The sequence below is a fragment of the Lysinibacillus odysseyi 34hs-1 = NBRC 100172 genome (genome assembly GCF_001591965.1).
In the GTDB taxonomy this organism is placed as follows: domain Bacteria; phylum Bacillota; class Bacilli; order Bacillales_A; family Planococcaceae; genus Lysinibacillus_B; species Lysinibacillus_B odysseyi.
In genome coordinates, this window is record NZ_BCVX01000011.1 from 38,248 (window position 1) to 56,003 (window position 17,756).

16 protein-coding genes are annotated in these 17,756 nt (G+C 39.2%); 8 read left to right on the forward strand and 8 right to left on the reverse strand.

From position 1 onward, the window contains the following. The first annotated feature begins 7 nt into the window (after positions 1-7). Both BOD01S_RS16985 and rlmD read left to right on the forward strand, forming a co-directional pair. A complete protein-coding gene (locus BOD01S_RS16985) occupies positions 8-922 on the forward strand; it encodes a diacylglycerol kinase (RefSeq protein ID WP_036151656.1) in 915 nt (304 codons plus the stop codon). A gap of 123 nt (positions 923-1,045) precedes the next feature. After that, the gene (gene rlmD, locus BOD01S_RS16990) at positions 1,046-2,410 is read left to right on the forward strand and encodes a 23S rRNA (uracil(1939)-C(5))-methyltransferase RlmD (protein WP_036151658.1); all 1,365 of its coding nucleotides are present in this window, start codon (positions 1,046-1,048) and stop codon (positions 2,408-2,410) included. A gap of 50 nt (positions 2,411-2,460) precedes the next feature. Here rlmD and BOD01S_RS16995 read toward each other — a convergent pair whose 3' ends face one another. Further along, positions 2,461-2,835 carry a hypothetical protein gene (locus BOD01S_RS16995; protein WP_036151659.1) on the reverse strand — a complete coding sequence of 125 codons (375 nt, stop codon included), beginning with the start codon at positions 2,833-2,835 and terminating at the stop codon, positions 2,461-2,463. Between the two features lie 128 nt (positions 2,836-2,963). On the opposite strand from BOD01S_RS16995, the gene BOD01S_RS23485 reads away from it, so the two are divergent. Together BOD01S_RS23485 and BOD01S_RS17000 are read left to right on the forward strand one after the other, a co-directional pair. Continuing rightward, the gene (locus BOD01S_RS23485; RefSeq protein WP_174523098.1) at positions 2,964-3,113 is read left to right on the forward strand and encodes a hypothetical protein; all 150 of its coding nucleotides are present in this window, start codon (positions 2,964-2,966) and stop codon (positions 3,111-3,113) included. A gap of 347 nt (positions 3,114-3,460) precedes the next feature. Next, complete coding sequence (locus tag BOD01S_RS17000; protein WP_052124717.1) at positions 3,461-4,171, forward strand: GDSL-type esterase/lipase family protein; 711 nt, start codon at positions 3,461-3,463, stop codon at positions 4,169-4,171. Positions 4,172-4,220: 49 nt separating this feature from the next. Here the strand turns inward: BOD01S_RS17000 and BOD01S_RS17005 are convergent, their stop codons facing one another. The 3 genes from BOD01S_RS17005 to BOD01S_RS17015 all read right to left on the reverse strand — a co-directional run bounded on the left by BOD01S_RS17005 (position 4,221) and on the right by BOD01S_RS17015 (position 7,768). Further along, the gene (locus BOD01S_RS17005; RefSeq protein WP_036151662.1) at positions 4,221-5,276 is read right to left on the reverse strand and encodes an acyltransferase family protein; all 1,056 of its coding nucleotides are present in this window, start codon (positions 5,274-5,276) and stop codon (positions 4,221-4,223) included. Between the two features lie 720 nt (positions 5,277-5,996). Then, a complete protein-coding gene (locus tag BOD01S_RS17010; protein ID WP_036151663.1) occupies positions 5,997-6,806 on the reverse strand; it encodes an endonuclease I family protein in 810 nt (269 codons plus the stop codon). Then, complete coding sequence (locus tag BOD01S_RS17015) at positions 6,806-7,768, reverse strand: S8 family peptidase (protein ID WP_036151665.1); 963 nt, start codon at positions 7,766-7,768, stop codon at positions 6,806-6,808. Before BOD01S_RS17015 ends, BOD01S_RS17010 begins: the two co-directional genes overlap by 1 nt. 404 nt (positions 7,769-8,172) lie before the next feature. Between BOD01S_RS17015 and BOD01S_RS17020 the strand changes: the two genes are divergently transcribed. Further along, the gene (locus tag BOD01S_RS17020) at positions 8,173-8,559 is read left to right on the forward strand and encodes a sigma factor (protein ID WP_036151666.1); all 387 of its coding nucleotides are present in this window, start codon (positions 8,173-8,175) and stop codon (positions 8,557-8,559) included. A 222-nt stretch (positions 8,560-8,781) separates the two neighbouring features. On the opposite strand, the gene BOD01S_RS17025 is transcribed toward BOD01S_RS17020, so the two are convergent. Further along, the gene (locus tag BOD01S_RS17025; RefSeq protein ID WP_036151668.1) at positions 8,782-10,077 is read right to left on the reverse strand and encodes a Na+/H+ antiporter NhaC family protein; all 1,296 of its coding nucleotides are present in this window, start codon (positions 10,075-10,077) and stop codon (positions 8,782-8,784) included. 773 nt (positions 10,078-10,850) lie between these two features. Continuing rightward, entirely contained in the window at positions 10,851-11,591 is a 741-nt protein-coding gene (locus BOD01S_RS17030) for a MerR family transcriptional regulator (RefSeq protein ID WP_036151670.1), read from the reverse strand. A gap of 87 nt (positions 11,592-11,678) precedes the next feature. Between BOD01S_RS17030 and BOD01S_RS17035 the strand changes: the two genes are divergently transcribed. Further along, the gene (locus BOD01S_RS17035) at positions 11,679-12,383 is read left to right on the forward strand and encodes a CPBP family intramembrane glutamic endopeptidase (protein WP_036151672.1); all 705 of its coding nucleotides are present in this window, start codon (positions 11,679-11,681) and stop codon (positions 12,381-12,383) included. Positions 12,384-12,609: 226 nt separating this feature from the next. Here BOD01S_RS17035 and BOD01S_RS17040 read toward each other — a convergent pair whose 3' ends face one another. Further along, positions 12,610-13,050, reverse strand: a complete 441-nt coding sequence (locus tag BOD01S_RS17040; RefSeq protein WP_036151674.1) for a YtoQ family protein — start codon at positions 13,048-13,050, stop codon at positions 12,610-12,612. Between the two features lie 196 nt (positions 13,051-13,246). Between BOD01S_RS17040 and nadX the strand changes: the two genes are divergently transcribed. Both nadX and BOD01S_RS17050 read left to right on the forward strand, forming a co-directional pair. Further along, on the forward strand, positions 13,247-14,026 hold the full coding sequence (gene nadX, locus BOD01S_RS17045) for an aspartate dehydrogenase (protein ID WP_036151676.1): 780 nt from the start codon (positions 13,247-13,249) through the stop codon (positions 14,024-14,026). A gap of 344 nt (positions 14,027-14,370) precedes the next feature. Then, positions 14,371-15,339 carry a tRNA dihydrouridine synthase gene (locus BOD01S_RS17050; protein WP_036151678.1) on the forward strand — a complete coding sequence of 323 codons (969 nt, stop codon included), beginning with the start codon at positions 14,371-14,373 and terminating at the stop codon, positions 15,337-15,339. A 190-nt stretch (positions 15,340-15,529) separates the two neighbouring features. On the opposite strand, the gene BOD01S_RS17055 is transcribed toward BOD01S_RS17050, so the two are convergent. Further along, positions 15,530-17,575 carry a methyl-accepting chemotaxis protein gene (locus BOD01S_RS17055; protein ID WP_036151680.1) on the reverse strand — a complete coding sequence of 682 codons (2,046 nt, stop codon included), beginning with the start codon at positions 17,573-17,575 and terminating at the stop codon, positions 15,530-15,532. Positions 17,576-17,756: the final 181 nt, after the last annotated feature.

A 17,756-nucleotide genomic window follows, 5' to 3' on the forward strand; every position in this document is an offset into this window, starting at 1 on the left:
GTAAAAAATGAACAGAGCTAGAATTATATATAATCCGACGTCAGGTCGGGAATTATTTAAGAAACATTTACCGGAAGTGCTGGAGAAGCTTGAAATTGCGGGATATGAGGCTTCATGCCATGCGACTACCGGGGCAGGCGATGCTACACAGGCTGCGATTACTGCAGTTGAACGAGGCTATGATATTGTTATAGCAGTTGGCGGGGACGGCACACTAAATGAAGTAGTAGCCGGAATCAGCCAATGTGAAAACCGCCCGAAGCTTGGTTTAATACCGATGGGAACAACGAATGATTTTGCACGCGCTGTGCACATTCCCCGGAAGATTGATGAAGCGATTGATATTATTATCAAGGGAGATACGATTCCCGTCGATGTGGGGCTTATGAATAATGAAAAGTATTTCATTAATATTGCAGCTGGCGGTCGTCTGACAGAGCTGACATATGAAGTAACTAGTAAAATGAAAACAATTCTTGGACCGGTTGCCTATTATATTAAAGGAATTGAAATGATTCCTTCTATAAAGGCAACGCATATGCGTCTAGAAGTGGATGATGAAGTGTTTGATGGCAATAAGATGATGTTCCTTTGTGCGCTGACCAATTCTGTCGGCGGCTTTGAGCGCATTGCCCCGGACGCATCGATTAATGACGGCTATTTTACTGTCATGGCTTTGGAAGAATGCACATTACCGGAGTTCGCCCGTGTAATTACACTGGCAGCGCGGGGGGAGCATCTGAAGGACCCGCGTATTATCTACCGTAAGGCCAAGCGTGTGAAGGTATCGACGAGCGGAGAGATCCATTTGAACCTTGACGGGGAATACGGCGGGGATGCACCTGCTGAATTTGTAAACCTGATGCGCCATATAGAAGTATTTGTCCCAATCGATGAAATTCGGGATATTGATCGGGTATAATGAAGCGGCTTGTGGAGCCCATGAAGGCTCCGCAAGCTTTTTGTGTGCTTGAAAGTTGTTTTAAAAAGCAATTTGTCATGGGCATGCTACAATAGAAGAATTGAAATGAGGGGGCGAATATTTATGAGCGCACCGGTAAAAAAGAATGACCGTGTAACAGTGACAGTAGAGGATTTGACACATGACGGGAACGGCGTCGCAAAAGTAGACGGCTATCCGTTGTTCATCCAAGGGGCACTGCCTGAGGAGACGGTGGAGATCCATGTTTTAAAAACATTAAAGAATTACGGCTTTGCAAAAGTCGTTGATATTATACAGCCTTCTGCGGACCGGATAGAGGCACCATGTATTTATTTCGACCAGTGCGGCGGCTGCCAGCTGCAGCATCTATCCTACGAGGGGCAGCTGAAGTGGAAACGCAAGATGGTTGAAAATGTGATGAAGCGTCTCGGTAAAATTGACGCACCTGTCTATCCAGTAAAAGGAATGGAGAATCCTTGGACATACCGAAACAAGGCCCAAATTCCATTTGCGCAGGGAGAAGAAGCGGCAATTGCTGGTTTTTATAAAACAAAGTCGCACACAATCGTGGATATGGAGCGCTGTCTTATTCAGACAGGCGAGGCAGATGCTATATTAGGCGGATTAAAGCGTGAGCTTACAAAGCTTGGTATCGAGCCTTATCATGAAATGACACATAGCGGACAATTGCGCCATGTAGTTGTGCGTAAGGGACGGGCAACAAATGAAGTAATGGTTGTGCTTGTCACAAAATCACGTAAGCTTCCACAAAAAGAGGCAGCCATCGATGTAATTAAACGTCTTGTGCCAAACGTGGCATCGATCGTGCAAAACGTCAACGGTGAAAAGACGAATGTTATCTTCGGTGATATAACAATCACATTATGGGGCAAAGAGACGATTGAAGATAGAATAGGGGATGTCCGGTTTGAAATTTCCGCACGCTCCTTCTATCAGGTAAACCCGGAGCAGACAGAAGTACTGTACAAGCAGGCACTTGATTACGCACAGCTAGAAGGAAACGAACGCGTTATTGATGCCTACTGCGGTATTGGCTCTATTTCGTTGTTCCTCGCTCAAAAAGCAGGCTTTGTGATGGGCGTGGAAATTGTTCCGCAGGCGATCGAGGATGCGAAACGCAATGCCGAGCTGAACGGCTTTACCAATACGTATTTTGAAGCAGGAGCAGCCGAAGACGTCATTCCGCGCTGGTATAAAGAAGGCAAGGAGGCAGACGTGCTCGTTGTCGACCCGCCGCGAAAAGGCTGCGACGAGGCGCTGCTAAACACGATCATCGAGCAGAAACCAAAACGTGTTGTCTACGTTTCATGTAACCCGGCAACACTTGCCCGGGACCTCCGTATTTTAGAGGACGGCGGCTATAAAACACAGGAAATCCAGCCAGTGGACATGTTCCCGCATACGACGCATTGTGAAGCGGTGGCGTGGCTTGAACTAGCTGACTAATCCTAAGGTAAACGTGTTTTTCACGTATGCTTTATTAGAGGATGTCTTTGCTATATCTTAATATTTATTGAAACATAAAAAGCAGATGGTTTAGAAGTGCGATAATGCACTTCTAATTGGCCGTCTGCTTTTACTTTTATTACTTTGATGAAGCGGGCTAAAATTGATGGTGTAATTTTAGTAATAGGTTCGTTTATTTTAAGTTGCCTGAGTTCATATTCTTTTAATTCAGCAATACTACCGTTAGTAGTTGATGCTTCAAGTTCTAAATCGTTTAGCTGCTGTGTTCGGGCATAGAGGAATGGAGAAAGCCATACCCGCTTATACAAAAGTAAAGATAAAATTGTCGGACTTCTTCCGGCATTAGTAAATACACCAGGTGACTTTTTCTTATGATTTTTATTTTGGATTCCCCAGTTCTCCATGTAATTTTAGCGATTCGTGATAATAAGGCAGACAAAAGAATGAAACATCAGATTAAATTGATGAAGAGATAATAAGTAATATTAGCTAATGTTAATTTGAAGGTACTCGACGGAGTACCCTTTTTTTATTGAATTTCGGAGGTGGTGTTGATGCATGCAGCATGGTTAACTGGGGAGAAATGAAAAGGGAATATGAAACAACCAAAAGTACACTAGCAAAGTTTGCTAAAAAGCATGGCATCCCATCCGGGACGATACAGAGCCAGATTAATACATAGAGTTTCATTTAGACAAATGCTTAAGTTTGAAAAAATACGCCATGTTACAGTTCAATCTTAATAGGGTAGTGAATAATATGCTGCTGCCATGACAAGTGAAATCGGTTGATTCGGGTATTTCGAGGCATGTCGCTAATAACGAAGCGTATAGCGCTTCGATAAAGCCCCAAATTATATATAGAGCATTGCGTCAATACGGAGGTCAACTTCTAGTAAAAGCCCGATTGGTTGGGGTCTCCAGGAGACATGGAAATAAGGCATTGCAACAGGACGTAGCGAACTTTGCATTTTGTTCGGCTACTCAGCGGGAATAGCATCCCAGAGCCAAGTTAGAAATAGGAGTGTTTATGTTGGAAAAGGGTTATATTATATTAATAATTTCATTACTATTAAATGTACTGTTGTTAGGAACAGGCAGCTATGTGGTGAAAAATATAGGTGGATTTGAATTTGTTAAAACAAAAATGCAGTCAACACCTTCTCCCAAGAAGGATTCCGCCTATTACTTTACGAAAAAAAGCGTTTTTGAACATTCGTCAATTAGTAATATAGATAAAGTGTTCATTGGTGACAGTATTTCCGATTACGGAGAATTCCAAGAATACTTTCCCGGTGAAGTTGTGCTGAATCGAGGAATCCGGAATGATAGGACAGAAGGTGTATTGAATCGGATACAGGAAGTAGTGGACCGCAACCCGAAAGAGGCGTATTTGATGATTGGTGTCAATGATATCCGTTATGGAACAGAAGCCGAAGTATTTAAAAGTAATGTCGAAAAAATCGTGGATTCGTTTGAAGGAAAAGGTACAAGGCTCGCTATTCAATCAATCCTACCTGTGAATAACGAGCTATTCGGAAATGAAGTGACAAATGACAAAGTGAAGCGATTTAATATTATTTTGCAACAGATTGCGGATGAGAAGGGAATTAAGTATATCGATCTGCATTCGAGCTTTGTCGATAAAAACGGGCAACTGGATAAGCAGTTCACAGGTGATGGGCTTCATTTAAATGGGAAAGGGTATGAAGTTTGGGTCGATAGGCTTCGCTCTAAATAAAATAAATTATATAAAAAGCTGAACCTCAGAGATGAGGTCCAGCATTTTTTTACGTCGGAATAGGTGTCTTTTCTTTCTTGATTGAAAACCCGCCAAGTAGAGTTTTCCCGTTTGGTAGCAATTTTTTTATTAAAATTGAAACAATGATAGGAATGAATATCCCAAACGTTGTGTAACCAATAAGCCCGTATGTGAAATAATCATTTAAAATAATATCTGCAAATATATGCAAGTACATAATGGAAAGCGAGTGATTTTCTATTTTCTGCAGCCAGTTGAGCGACAGTTTTGCTGCGAGCAACTGGAAGCATCCTACTAATACGATTGTAAATGATAAGGGAATGACCAAATCCAATATAAAATGGTCATACCGTAAGAACTTCATACTCAGTCGATAATCGATGATATTGAAGCAATCAAGCAATACCGCTGTCGCACTCAGGAACACGGCCGTACTCATCCATCGTTTTGAAATATCCATCCACAGATCTTTGAAATAATACCCGATTGCAAAATAGACGATTGCCATCAGCGCAACATCGATGTTCCAAATCATGGGAATCGATTGCGCTGCTTCGGAGGGCTTGCCGCCGATGACTTTCATAGCGATGATGCTCTCAAAATGTGCAATAATATAAAAGAGCCCTAGAATCATAAACTGTTTCATCCGATTGAAGTAGGTCGTCAACCACATGAATAATAAGTATGTGAAGAATAATGTCGTCACAAACCAGAAAACACCATATGCTTCGCGAACAAAACGCCCCCCTATGGCAAGTGTCCATAAGTCATTAAGATACCATTCTAAATCTCGATTGCCTGAAAAAATCTCCATTCCATAACGGACTAGTGTAATACTAGCAAGGAAAAATAGGTAAGGGACGATTAATTGCATGAAACGCTTGTGAATCGTCGGCTTTATATCTTTTTTATCTAAAACCGGCTTAAAGAACAAACCGCTTAATATGAAAAATGCAGGCATATGAAACCAATAAATATATTTCGCGAGTGGAAAGTCGAGCTCTCCTGGATAATGCCCAATGACGACAAGGATCATTAAGAATCCTTTCGTAATATCCACCCACGTTATCCGTTTTTTCTTCATCAATGTACACCTCTAAAAAAGTATGCTGTTATTATATACCCTCTTTTCGTGTTAATAGGGCAATGTAACAGTATAGATATGTAATTGTTAAATAAACGGTAAAATACGGATATAGAGGATTCCTGTCGTGTCTATAAAAGAAATTCCTAACCACTGAACAGAAGTGATGGTTTCAGCTCAGATAATTCTTGCTGAAAGAATTGCGACAGGCAGTTCAACAGAAGTTAATATAGTCGCCAGCCCTCCTGAAACTAACGGGCGCCGACTGCAATGAAGACGATAAACCCCAAAATCATTGGTTATCATCACAGATGTACGTGTTAGCAGATCGACATTGACTGCGACCTATCCACTGAAAACTATAAAGGCTGCATAAGTAAAGGTGGATAATATTCCTGATAAAAACCCTATATTCGGAAGTCCTTGGATATCTATGTTTAAAATATTGGAAGAAAAATACCCTGATTAAGATGAGTACGATTGAAAATATGGTAGAAAGTAAAGAAAACCGTGGAATGCTTAAGTCATAGTAATGATAAAATAGGAAAACTGCTTAGTGCTGGAACACTAAACAGTCATTAGCAAATAAGGGGGGTAACAGGGCTAGTAAATCACCCCTAATACATCGACCTGCTGCATATGGTAATTTTACCGTTATTTCCATTAAATACGAAAGTTAACGCTAATTCTTTTGAGCTTTTATAAGGAAATTAGTGCTTTTTAATTTGTTACGATACATTCTGCAATCTCCGGAAAATCAATAAATGGGTTCCGATTGCCTTGAAGTTCTTGGATAGCTAGGTTGCGGTGCTTTTCATAGATGGATACTGGAAAAGATTGATGCCATTTTAACAATAAAGAGACGTTCTCCAGTTCTTTTTTTATTGTGTTTGGATAGCGAATTAGGAAATAGAGTGTTGCTCTAGCAACGATTCCTTTGCCGTATTCTGGTTCGAACTTGCTTTCTTCAGTTTTGCCGCAGCCATCTTTGATCCCTAGAATTAATCCTTCAGGGTTATAATTGTGGAAATCATAGTAGGGGTAGTTGCTGCGACTGCTATTGCAGGTGGGTTCACAGGCGAATAGATGATGCAAGTCTCCTCTCATCGGTCCTTTTTTATCAAACCATGATTGAGGCACTACATGTTCACAGTTAAATAGATGATCCGAGAAGACGCTGATTAACCCTTTTGCCTGCATTTCATGAAGCCGAATATCCTCCTCTATGACAGAAAGTGGATCCATCCTATTTCCAGAATAAAGGCTTTTTAATAAACCGTCTTCCTGCAAATCAACCCAAGGGTATACATAACGGTGGGGGCTGTAGCTTAACCGATTTGTATGTGTTTTTTCAAGCAATGTGTGAAGGCTATCTAAAAGATTGGCATCCGTGAATGAAATATCCTGATAGTATTGTTTTCTGACTTCCTTATCTTTCTTTTCGTCATAATAGGGTCGGTTTTCCTTATAATTTAAAAAGTATGACTTGGCCGTTTCCCATTCATCGTATAGCAAACTTAGTTTTTCCATTATATTTTCAACGCCTTTGCAGATACTTCTTGGTTGAACACCTCCGATAAGTACTTCTCCGTTATTAAGTACAGCAATCCGTTGCCTTCGAGTTTTGGCGAGTTTCCTAAAGGAATGGTTCTCTTTATCAATTGCGCATACAGCTCAGGCTCTGTCAGATTTCGCTCGAAGTTTCTGTTGGCATTCTGTTTTATGAGTGCAAGTGCACCGGATACATGCGGTGTTGCCATCGAAGTTCCGCTAAGTTTTGCATAAGTTCCATTTACATACGTTGAAAGGATTCCTTCACCAGGGGCTACTAAGTCGACTTCATTATTCGAATTTGAAAATTCGGAAGAACTGCGTTGCAGGTTAACAGATCCGACGCTGATGACTTCATTGTAGCAGGCAGGATAGGCAAATTCATTTGAAGAACTCTGTCCATCTCCCTCATTACCGGCGGCACAAACTACTAGAATTTGATTATTGATTGCGTTTTGAATAGCCTGGTGTAACTCAGGTACATCGACAGGACCACCGAGGCTCATGGAGATGATATCCACCTTTTGTTCAACTGCATAGTTAATACCATTTATGATCCAGTCGTATTGCCCTGATCCACTTTTATCAAGCACTTTTAAAATCAATAAACTTGCTTCAGGTGCAACACCAACTACTCCTGTACCGTTATCAATTGCAGCAATTGTGCCAGCCACATGGGTTCCATGGCCGTTGTAATCGATGTATACATCAGGTTGTCCATCATCATCACGAGTGAAATTCCGTCCGCCGATAATACGCTCACTCAAATCAGGGTGAGTGACGTCGCAGCCTGTGTCCAATATCGCAACAGTGATTCCCTCCCCTTTAGAATTCTCCCACATTTCCGGTGCTGCAATAAGTTCAATACCCTTTGGCACCACTTCGACCATTTCGACCACTTCATCCACTTGATATGGAATTAAATGTAACTTTTGTTCCATTTGTATCCCTCCTGAAAGAATTAAGTTTCAAGTGTATTCTTGGTAGTTGATAATAGTCTAACAATTCTGAATTATTATGGGAAGTTACAATTGATGTGTTTTTATCCAAATATCGGAGTTTTAAAAGTGAAAATAGTATTGGTATCTATTAGTCAATCATGCATGATAACAATCTTAAGGATTATGAATGTTTGTACTTGAACTAAGATGCGTTCGTATGAGCTACCGTATATACACCACGCACTGAGGTAGCTTGGTTGGCATCGGTTGAATAAATAACTCGAGCAGCACGTTTCTAATATTATAGATGGTGCGACTTTTTAATAATATTGGAAAAATATGTGTATTTTTACATCTGTCCATTTATTGTATTAATATAAAAGTAATGGGTATAAGGGGGATTTATGGTGTATTATTGCTCGGATTTTAGTGACGATGAAAAGGAGTTTTTACCTTTTGTTGAATATGTGGATTTTGGTTATGTGAAAACAGATAAAGAATATGAGGAGCCTATAAAGCAATCCTTAAAGGACGTAAAAGAACTGAAGAGGCAATGCGCTATTAGAAGCATAGACGATGCAAAGGAATTCGAATTGTTTGAACGGATAGAAAACGGTGACGATGAAGCGCGAAATATCATTTTTATTAATTTTCTATTATACATACCACGAATTGTAAAATATTATGTTGGTAATGGCGTGGCGATAGAAGACTTAATTCAAGAAGGCAATATAGCATTATTAGAGGCGATTGATACGTTTGAGTTTAGAATGGTTATTTTTAATGAGTAGGTTAAACGGCAATATATTTCTATGATTTATATAATCTACGCTCAGCACTCACCACATTGTGAAGCAGTCGCTTGGTTGGAGTTAGTTTGATTTATTAAATAATATGTTGCTGTGCTGAAAAATCCGATTCTTATTCGGTTTTTCAGCACAGCTTTTTGAATTGGAAGGATTTTTTGCTCCCTGTGCAAGTAATGATAAAAACCGTAAATGCGAATATCACATTTACGGTTTTTGAATAGGTTTATTTTTAGTTTTCGGATAACCGATGAGGATGGCAATGACTCCGCAGACACCTACTAAAATGGAGTAATACGAATATTGCATGATTAAAATAGGGGAAATGCCGGCGATACTGGCAGCTGCTAAAAATTGCGCGCCATACGGAATGACCCCTTGAACAACACATGAAAAAATGTCGATAATGCTTGCTGATTTACGTGGCTCAATATCGTATTGATCGGCAATTTTTTTTGCTATTGGCCCAGCAATCATAATTGCAATCGTATTATTGGCGGTTGAAAGGTCGGTTAAACCAACTAAACCCGCCATTGCAAATTGGGCATCCTTTTGCGACTTAATTTTATGCGTGGCGGTATATACGATAAAATCAATGCCGCCATTATGCTTAATGATCTCGACCATACCGGCAATTAACATCGCTAAAAACGCCATTTCAAACATATTGCTCATACCGTCACCAATTGCGCTGATAAATGTCATTACCTCATAACTACCATCAATTAAGCCAATAGTTCCAGCGAGGATGATTCCACTTGCTAATACCGTAAAGACATTTACTCCCATCAAAGCAAAAACTATGACGAATAAATAAGGAATCAATTTGTACCAATCAAAGCTGGCATGTGTCACTGCGGCTGTGGAATTCGGTGTCAAAAAAGCTAAAACAACACATGTGATAATTGCTGCTGGTAACACGATGAAAAAGTTAACTTTAAATTTGTCTTTCATTTCTGCGCCTTGAGAGCGGACCGATGCTATAGTTGTATCAGAAATAAATGATAAATTATCGCCAAACATAGCCCCGCCAATAACAGTTGCCATTAATAGCGGTATTGAAAGTCCAGTTTGATCCCCAATCGCTAAACCTATTGGGGCAAGGGCAACAATCGTTCCAACTGAAGTGCCCATTGCTAAAGATATAAAACAGGCAATTATGAATAAGCCAATAACTAATAAGTTTTGTGGCAAAATAGAGAGTGCAAAGTTTACCGTTGCTTCAATAGCGCCCATTCCTTTTGCGGTTTCCGAAAATGCACCGGCAAGTAAGAAAATGATTACCATTAACATGACATTCGAATTCCCGGCACCGGTCGTAAAGATTTCAATTTTTTTTGTGATTGTTTCTTTGCGGTTCATGAAAATAGCAACAATGCTTGCAATTGAAATGGCAACCATTACAGGAAATGCATAAAAATCGTTTAATACAATTCCTGAGCCGATAAACAAAATCAAAAATACAACAATTGGAATTAAAGCCCATGGATTTCCTTTTTGCATTTCTTCCTCCTTTAAGTAGTGCGTATCAGTTAATATACAAATAAGGGCCTCTTCTAAAATTAAGTAAGAAGAGGCACCACATATATTAGAGTGCATTTTATTTATCGAGAAAATTTTTGTAGGGTTGAGCATGACATCTACTACTTCATTACGAAGCGTTTATTATGGCCATCCCACAATAATCATGATGACAACAATTTCATACTATGAAATAAAGATTAGAATATAAGAAAATTTGTGTTAAGTCAATTTGTTTGTTATTTCAGAATAATGAAATTGCGGTTCCTTTGAGGCTGAAATAGAATTCGACAATTGTATGAGTTAAATTCACAATTCTAATCCCGTTGGTTTCAAGGACTTTAGAATAATTAAAAGGGCACCCGATATGGGAGCTAGCATAAACACTGCGTTTCAGAAAATGAGAGAAGGGTGATTAGAGTACCACGAATTATTGAAGAAAATATTGATGTAAAGGTAACAATTTCTCAAACACCTCTAGCTACCCTCTGAAGAGAATGCTTTATAGTTTCTAAAACCAATACCAGGATAAGCAATGCACAAGCGCGTGATCTAACTGGAGTCAGATCTGAATAGTAAACCCACCAGCACCATTGTGTTGCCAAATATACTCTGGACCTTGCGAAGCAGTTGCATGTTTGGACTTGGTATAATAATTTGTTTTTTCTTTTTGTATAAAAGAGGAGGCATTTTTAATGAAACTCTTGTACTAACAACGTCGGCTAGTTCAAGAATTTTTTATTATTTATAACCTGTTAATGTCCCGTTTTTTTAGATGAGGCATAATCAATGCAGCGTTCCACAAACTCCAGGACCTCTTTGGAAATTGGATAGAGTCCAGTATCTTCGTGAGGCAGATTTCTTACTTCCCAAAATCGATCTATTAAATCATCGTCTCCTTGAAATATCACTTCTGAGAGCTCCATTAACTTCCCGGCAATTTGAATACCTTGTACTGATTCTGCCTGTATATCTTGGCAGATATAAGATTCAATTTGTTTTAGTAACAAAATATATTGATGGGTTATTTCATCATTGTGACTAAGGCTGGGAATCACCTTTTGTAAAAAAGCTTTTTCGTCATCTTGAAAATAGTCAATCCAATTTTTTGCTTTACTTTGTGAAAGTTTAACAAGTTCAGAGACATGTTCCCAAGATAAATCTTCTTTTAAATCAACCATATTAATTAATGTAGTAGTATTAGCTATGCTTGTTTGGAGTTTTGAGAGCTGTTCTTGTAAGTAATTGTAGTGTGAAGTTAAAACTTGCTTATAAGATAGCTTATCCAATAGATTGTGGATATCCTCTAATGGCAGCGAAAGGGATTTTAGAATAATAATTTTCTCTAATTTAAATAAATCCTCTTCAGAGTAGAATCGTTTTCCAGACTCATCTTTAAAACTTGGTGTAAGGAGATTGATTTGATCATAATAGCGAAGTGTTCGAATGGATATATTTCGTTGTTTACTTACTTCTCCCGTAGTCCATCGTTTCATTGCATTCCCTCCTAAAAAAGGCTTGTAGGTTACGTAACGTCATCCAATATAGTTGAATTATAACGTATATGGGAAGAGGAATGACGGATGGAAATCAATCAAAATAGTTGGAAAGAGCAAGACCAATGGGGAATTAAAGAATTTATCTTATTAACGTCACTTGAGTTTATCGTTGTGATTGGATGCCTAAAGTTCTTTGTTTCCCCGATTTATTCACAATGGCTTAAGAATGATTTATATGCCGGTACATTAATGGGATTAACAATAGCGATAACGTTACTTTTAGGCATTTATTTTATTGCACTGCGCCCTAAAAGGCTTTCTTGGTGTGAAGTAGGTATAAAGAGATTTTTGATGAAAGATTGGAAGATTATCGTACTATATTCTGCCGTTTTACTCATTGGTTCAGTGATCATTGTTGTGCTTACCAGCTTTATAGGAAATTCGTGGGAGAATAGCAAAACAGAATCATTACAACAAAACGTAACTTTTCTTACGGTTTCTATTGCTTTTGTTTCTGCTGCAGTAATTTCTCCGATTTATGAAGAAATATTTTACCGTGGATTTTTATATCGTTGGTTACGTACTCGTATGGGACTGATTGGAGGGGTTCTAATCAGCGCAGCCATTTTTACAATTGTACATATCCCAACCTATAATGTAATGCCGGTTAACTTTTTCAGCGGTATCATTTTTGCGATGGCATATGAGCGAACGAATTCAATATGGCCATCAGTGATGATTCACGGGATTACGAATGGAATTATGGTTTTGCTGACAAGCTTGGGATAAAGAGAGTGCTTTTAGTATTCAATTACTAAAACCCTTGGACATTCATGTGTCTACATATACACTCCTTGAATTGTGAAACTTCGCTTGGCTTGAACAATCATAAAAGTAAGCCCCCTGAATGCTGATTGTACTTTCAGCATTCAGGGGGTATTTATATAGTCTGGTTAAATAGGAATTAGTTTAACTAATTAAAATCAGTCGTATTTCTGTGTCGTTGTTTTTGTCTTTATTCAAAGATATAGCTGATGACATCGATTGCCTGTTCAACTGTTTCAACGGTTACATTTGCTTTATTGGAAAGCTCTTTTAACGGGTGGATTAATGATTCAGGCCGGATAATTATGGTCGGCTTGTTCATGGCAATGGCTGTGCTTGCGTCCATTGCGGTATTCCACTGTTTATACTTTTCGCCAAATAAAGCGATAACGATATCTGCTTTCTGCATTAATACCTGTGTTCTGAAGTTATTTATATCAGAGGCTGCAGCGTCTTTATAAAGATTAGAAGGCTGCTTTCCTAAAATCTCCTCACCGATATTGTCTGAACGGTCATGATTTGTCTGAGGTGCTACGAAGTGCAGCGGAAGGTTTTTTTTCTTTGCTATTCGTGCCACTTCCTCTCGCCAATCATCATGAATCTGTCCTGCTAAATAAACCGTAAGTTCCATTTTTACTCCTCCTATACTATTTCGCTTTCATTAATAGTACCCAACTTACAAGAGTTTTCAAAGTAAACCTTCTAAACACTCAGATGAAAAATTCATTACCGGAATTATGGTATGGTTGTAAGTGAGAGAAATCAGCATGCTAAAAATATAAAAGTAACTAAACGAAATTTCATACTTATAAATAAGGAGGCCAAAGATGAACATCGGTTTAATCGGGGCGGGAGCAATAGCGCATTTTTTACTGGAAGAAATCAATCAAAAGCAGCAGGACAACTTACACATTACAAGTATTTTCGTAAGGGATAAGGAAAAGTATCAGCGGCTGGAAGAAGACTTTGGGATAAAGCTGTTTACAGACCTCGATGCCTTTCTTGATTTAGAAATTGATATTGTTGTGGAGGCAGCAGATATAAATGCGGTGAAAGTTTTGGTGCCATCTATTATAAAAAGAAAGAATGTTGTAGTAATCAGTGTCGGAGCTCTTGCAGATGAGGGGCTGCTGGCAGAAATAAATGATCTCACCGATAAGTACAAAAATGAAGTCTATCTGCCTTCAGGTGCTATAGGCGGTTTGGATTTAATACAAAATGCACACGCCCTCGGCACGGTTACAAGCGTCTCGCTGACAACCCGGAAGCCCGCCCGCTCTTTAATTGATAAGGACATCAATGAACCCAAAGTTGTGTTTGAAGGGAGTGCCGTCGATGCCATTGGGCAGTTTCCGAAAAATATGAATGTCTCAATCATCCTTTCACTCGCAGGAATAGGAATGGACAAAACGAATGTGCGCCTTATTGCTGACCCGCATATTGAAAAAAACATTCATCATATGGAAGTAGCTGGCGATTTCGGGGAAGCAGTATTTACGATTCAAAATAATCCACTGCCGGAAAACCCAAAGACGAGCTATTTAGCCGCTATGAGTATTCTGGGAACGTTGAAAAGAATAAACGGGAAGCTGAAAATCGGCGGGTAATTTAATAAAAGAGAGATCCCAAAGTCTAAAAAATAATAACGGTTCTGATGCAAAAGAAATCGGGGATATATAAACACGTGGACAGCTATGTATTGTCCACGTGTTTTGTTATAAAAATAAAGCCGATATGGTAGAAGGAAGCGTATGAAAAGTATAAAATGAAATAGTGATTTTTGAAGCATGCTGCGTTAGCTATGAAAGCTCGGTTATACTATAATAATGATTTGGTTTCTTTAAACTGCAAACCCTTCATGGATTACGATATAGATGCTCTATAGGAGAGCTTAATTTTAAAATTGGGGATCAGTAACATGCTGCCCCGCTTTGAGAGGATTTGAATACAAATGAAAGAAAATTTCTGGCAGGACTTACCGAAGCCATTTTTTGTACTTGCACCAATGGAAGATGTAACGGATACTGTATTTCGCCATGTTGTAGCGAAAGCAGGCAGACCGGACGTATTTTTTACGGAGTTTACAAATTCGGAGAGCTATTGCCATCCAGAGGGCGCAAAAAGTGTTCGTGGACGTTTACTATTCACAGAAGATGAACAGCCGATGGTAGCACATATTTGGGGAGATAGCCCGGAAAACTTCCGCAAAATGAGTATCGGCATGGCAGAGATGGGCTTTAAAGGAATTGATATTAATATGGGTTGTCCTGTGCCGAATGTCGCGCAAAGAGGAAAAGGCAGCGGACTTATCCTTCGTCCGGACGTCGCAGCAGAGCTGATCCAAGCAGCAAAAGCAGGGGGACTGCCTGTAAGTGTGAAAACCCGCCTTGGCTATAAGGAAGTGGATGAGTGGAAGGAATGGCTGACACATATTTTAAAACAGGGTATCGCGAACCTTTCCATTCATTTACGTACAAGAAAGGAAATGAGTGCTGTAGATGCCCATTGGGAACTCATTCCGGAAATCAAAGCATTGCGTGATGAAATCGCACCGGATACGTTGCTGACAATTAACGGTGACATTCTTGATCGTCAAATGGGGCTGGAGCTGGTCGAGAAATATGGTGTTGATGGGGTAATGATCGGACGGGGGATTTTTAAAAATCCGTTCGCCTTTGAAAAAGAGCCGAAAGAGCATAGCACTAAGGAGTACCTGGATCTTTTAAGATTGCAGCTTGACCTTCACGATCAATATATAGAAGAACTACCTCGTTCAGTTACAGGACTTCATCGTTTCTTCAAAATATATGTTAAAGGCTTCCGTGGCGCAGGGGAATTAAGAAACCAATTGATGAGTACAAGATCAACTGATGAAGTGCGGGCATTGCTTGATAACTTTGAAGCAAACAATGCTGAGTGATGCAGGACAGTAGAATAAGTTAAATAAGCAGACGGTTTAGAAGTGCGGTCACGCACTAATGGACTGTCTGCTTTTACTATATGTGAATGAAAAACCGCCTCGCGTAAGTAAATGAATTTGATTTGTCGTTGGTGCATTTATATATAAAACCCTTACAAACTGGTGTTACCGCTGTTTGTAAGGGTTTCATTTATAATTTGAATTTTGACAGGGAACCGGTTAATTTTTCGACCTGATCCTGTAAATGGTTTGCATGGATCGTTACTTCCGAAGTGGCTGATGTTTGTTCTTCAATAGAACTTGCAATTTCCTGTGTTTCGGCTGTGACCTCTGCTGTCATTTCGTTAACCATTGAGATGGATGATAACACAACATTTTTTTGCTGCTGCATTGTCGAAACGTCTTCCATTGTATTTGAAATGGAGACCTTCATGTTTTCCAACGTATCTGAAAGCTGTTTAATGGCGTGGTCTACCGTTTCAACTGCTAGTTTTTGATCTTCACTAATCTCGTTTGTCTGCTTCATTACTTGGACGAGCTGCTGTGTATCTGTCAAAATACTTACGATAATTTGCTGGATGTTTGTCGTCGCTGCTTTTGAGCTTTCCGCTAAACTTCTTACTTCATTGGCTACAACTGCAAAGCCTTTACCGTGTTCGCCGGCTCTAGCCGCTTCAATTGATGCATTAAGTGCCAGTAAGTTTGTTTGTTCCGTAATTTGGGCAATGGCATTTGTGACTTGCGAAATGGATTTCGTTTTTTCATCTAAATTGCTGGTTACGATTGTTACTTCATTGAACGCTCGTTCCAGGTTTGTGTAAGACTGTTCTAATTGTTGTACTTTATCAATACTCATATGCACTTCTGCCAGCGCTTCGTTCGCATCCTCTACCATTTGCTGCGACTTCGATTCAATCGATTCAATACCATCTGCCAATACATGAATGGCTGTAGAACCATCCTGCATTTTGTCTGCTTGGGTGCCAGTATTCATAGCGATTTCCTCAATACTATTGGACACATTATTTAATGCTTGTTCATTCTCTTTTGCGATAACCGCTAAACTATTAGAGGATTGCTGGATTTTATCTGTGTTTTCATTTACCTGAACGATCAAATCACGAACTTGAGCGAGCATATGGTTGTAGTGATTTGCCAAGTCAGCTATTTCGTCATTTGAATCAGTTTCAAAATGTGAAATAAAGTCGCCGCTTGCCGTTTTTTCGAACACCTTTTTAAAGTTACTTAAAATGCCTACCAGTTTACGGGCCATTATATAGGCAAATAGGCAGCCGATTAGCAGCCCGATAGCCAGTGAAATCCAGCCAGCCATGGTGAAGTCTTTTAATTTTTCCGCGTAGCTATTGGCATCTACTAAAGAGATGATTTGCCAATTGTTTTTTTCAATCGTTTGAATTTCCCCTGTATAGTTCACACCAGCCCATTCAAACTTTTTGATTTTATTGTTTCCGTTTCTTGCATCTGCAAGCCAGTTGAACTCTGCTGCTAGTTCACTCGCGTCTACTAAATCCGAGACCCCATTAATCTTACCGGAATTTTCAGCATTAATGTTTTTCCCGTCACCATCTTTAATAAAGGAAGAAATAATCAAACCGTTTGGATCCACTATCATTAATTTAGTGGATGATCCGGCCTCGATACCTTCCCGGATTGCGCCGATCGTTGAGAAGTCTATATCATAGCCGACTGCTCCTACAAGCTGTTTATCTTTAAATACCGGGGCAATAACAGAAGTCATTAGTTTGTTTACTCCCGTATCCAAATAGACATCTACCCATTGCAAAGCTGGATTTGCGGTTAACTTTGCGAATGTTTGGGAATCACGTACATTCCAGTCGTATTCAATTTTAGGCGTCATATGTATTTTGCTTGTTTCAAAATCCATGAAATACACTGATAAGTAGTCGCTGTTCTGCTCTTTTAACGTACTTGTTATTTTATCGATTTGCGAATAATCTACTTGGTCATTCTTTAAAATCGTTTCGACCACTTGTCCAAATTGTAAAACGCTTGTTTCATAGTTTAGTAAGCCTAACGATACTTGATCCACTGCATTTCTGGCATTGTCAGAAGAAGATTGAAGATTTTCTTCATTTAAAATGTTACGTACAGTCCACTGACTGAAACCGACCGTAATACCAACTGCTATTACGATAGCAAGGGAAATAACGATCATCCACTTTGCCTTTAAAGAAAAATTTTTTAAAAAGTTCATTTGCCCACATCTTCCTTTAACCTATGTATTTACCTCGATTCCTAAAAATGGGTATTTAAATATAGTTAAAAGTATATATGTGTGTAGGTCTATTGTCTATTCGCTTATTTTTATTTTAGGTAATATGTAATATTTAAAATATTAAGATTTGTACTTTTATTCTTTGCTTTCGGAATAGTTT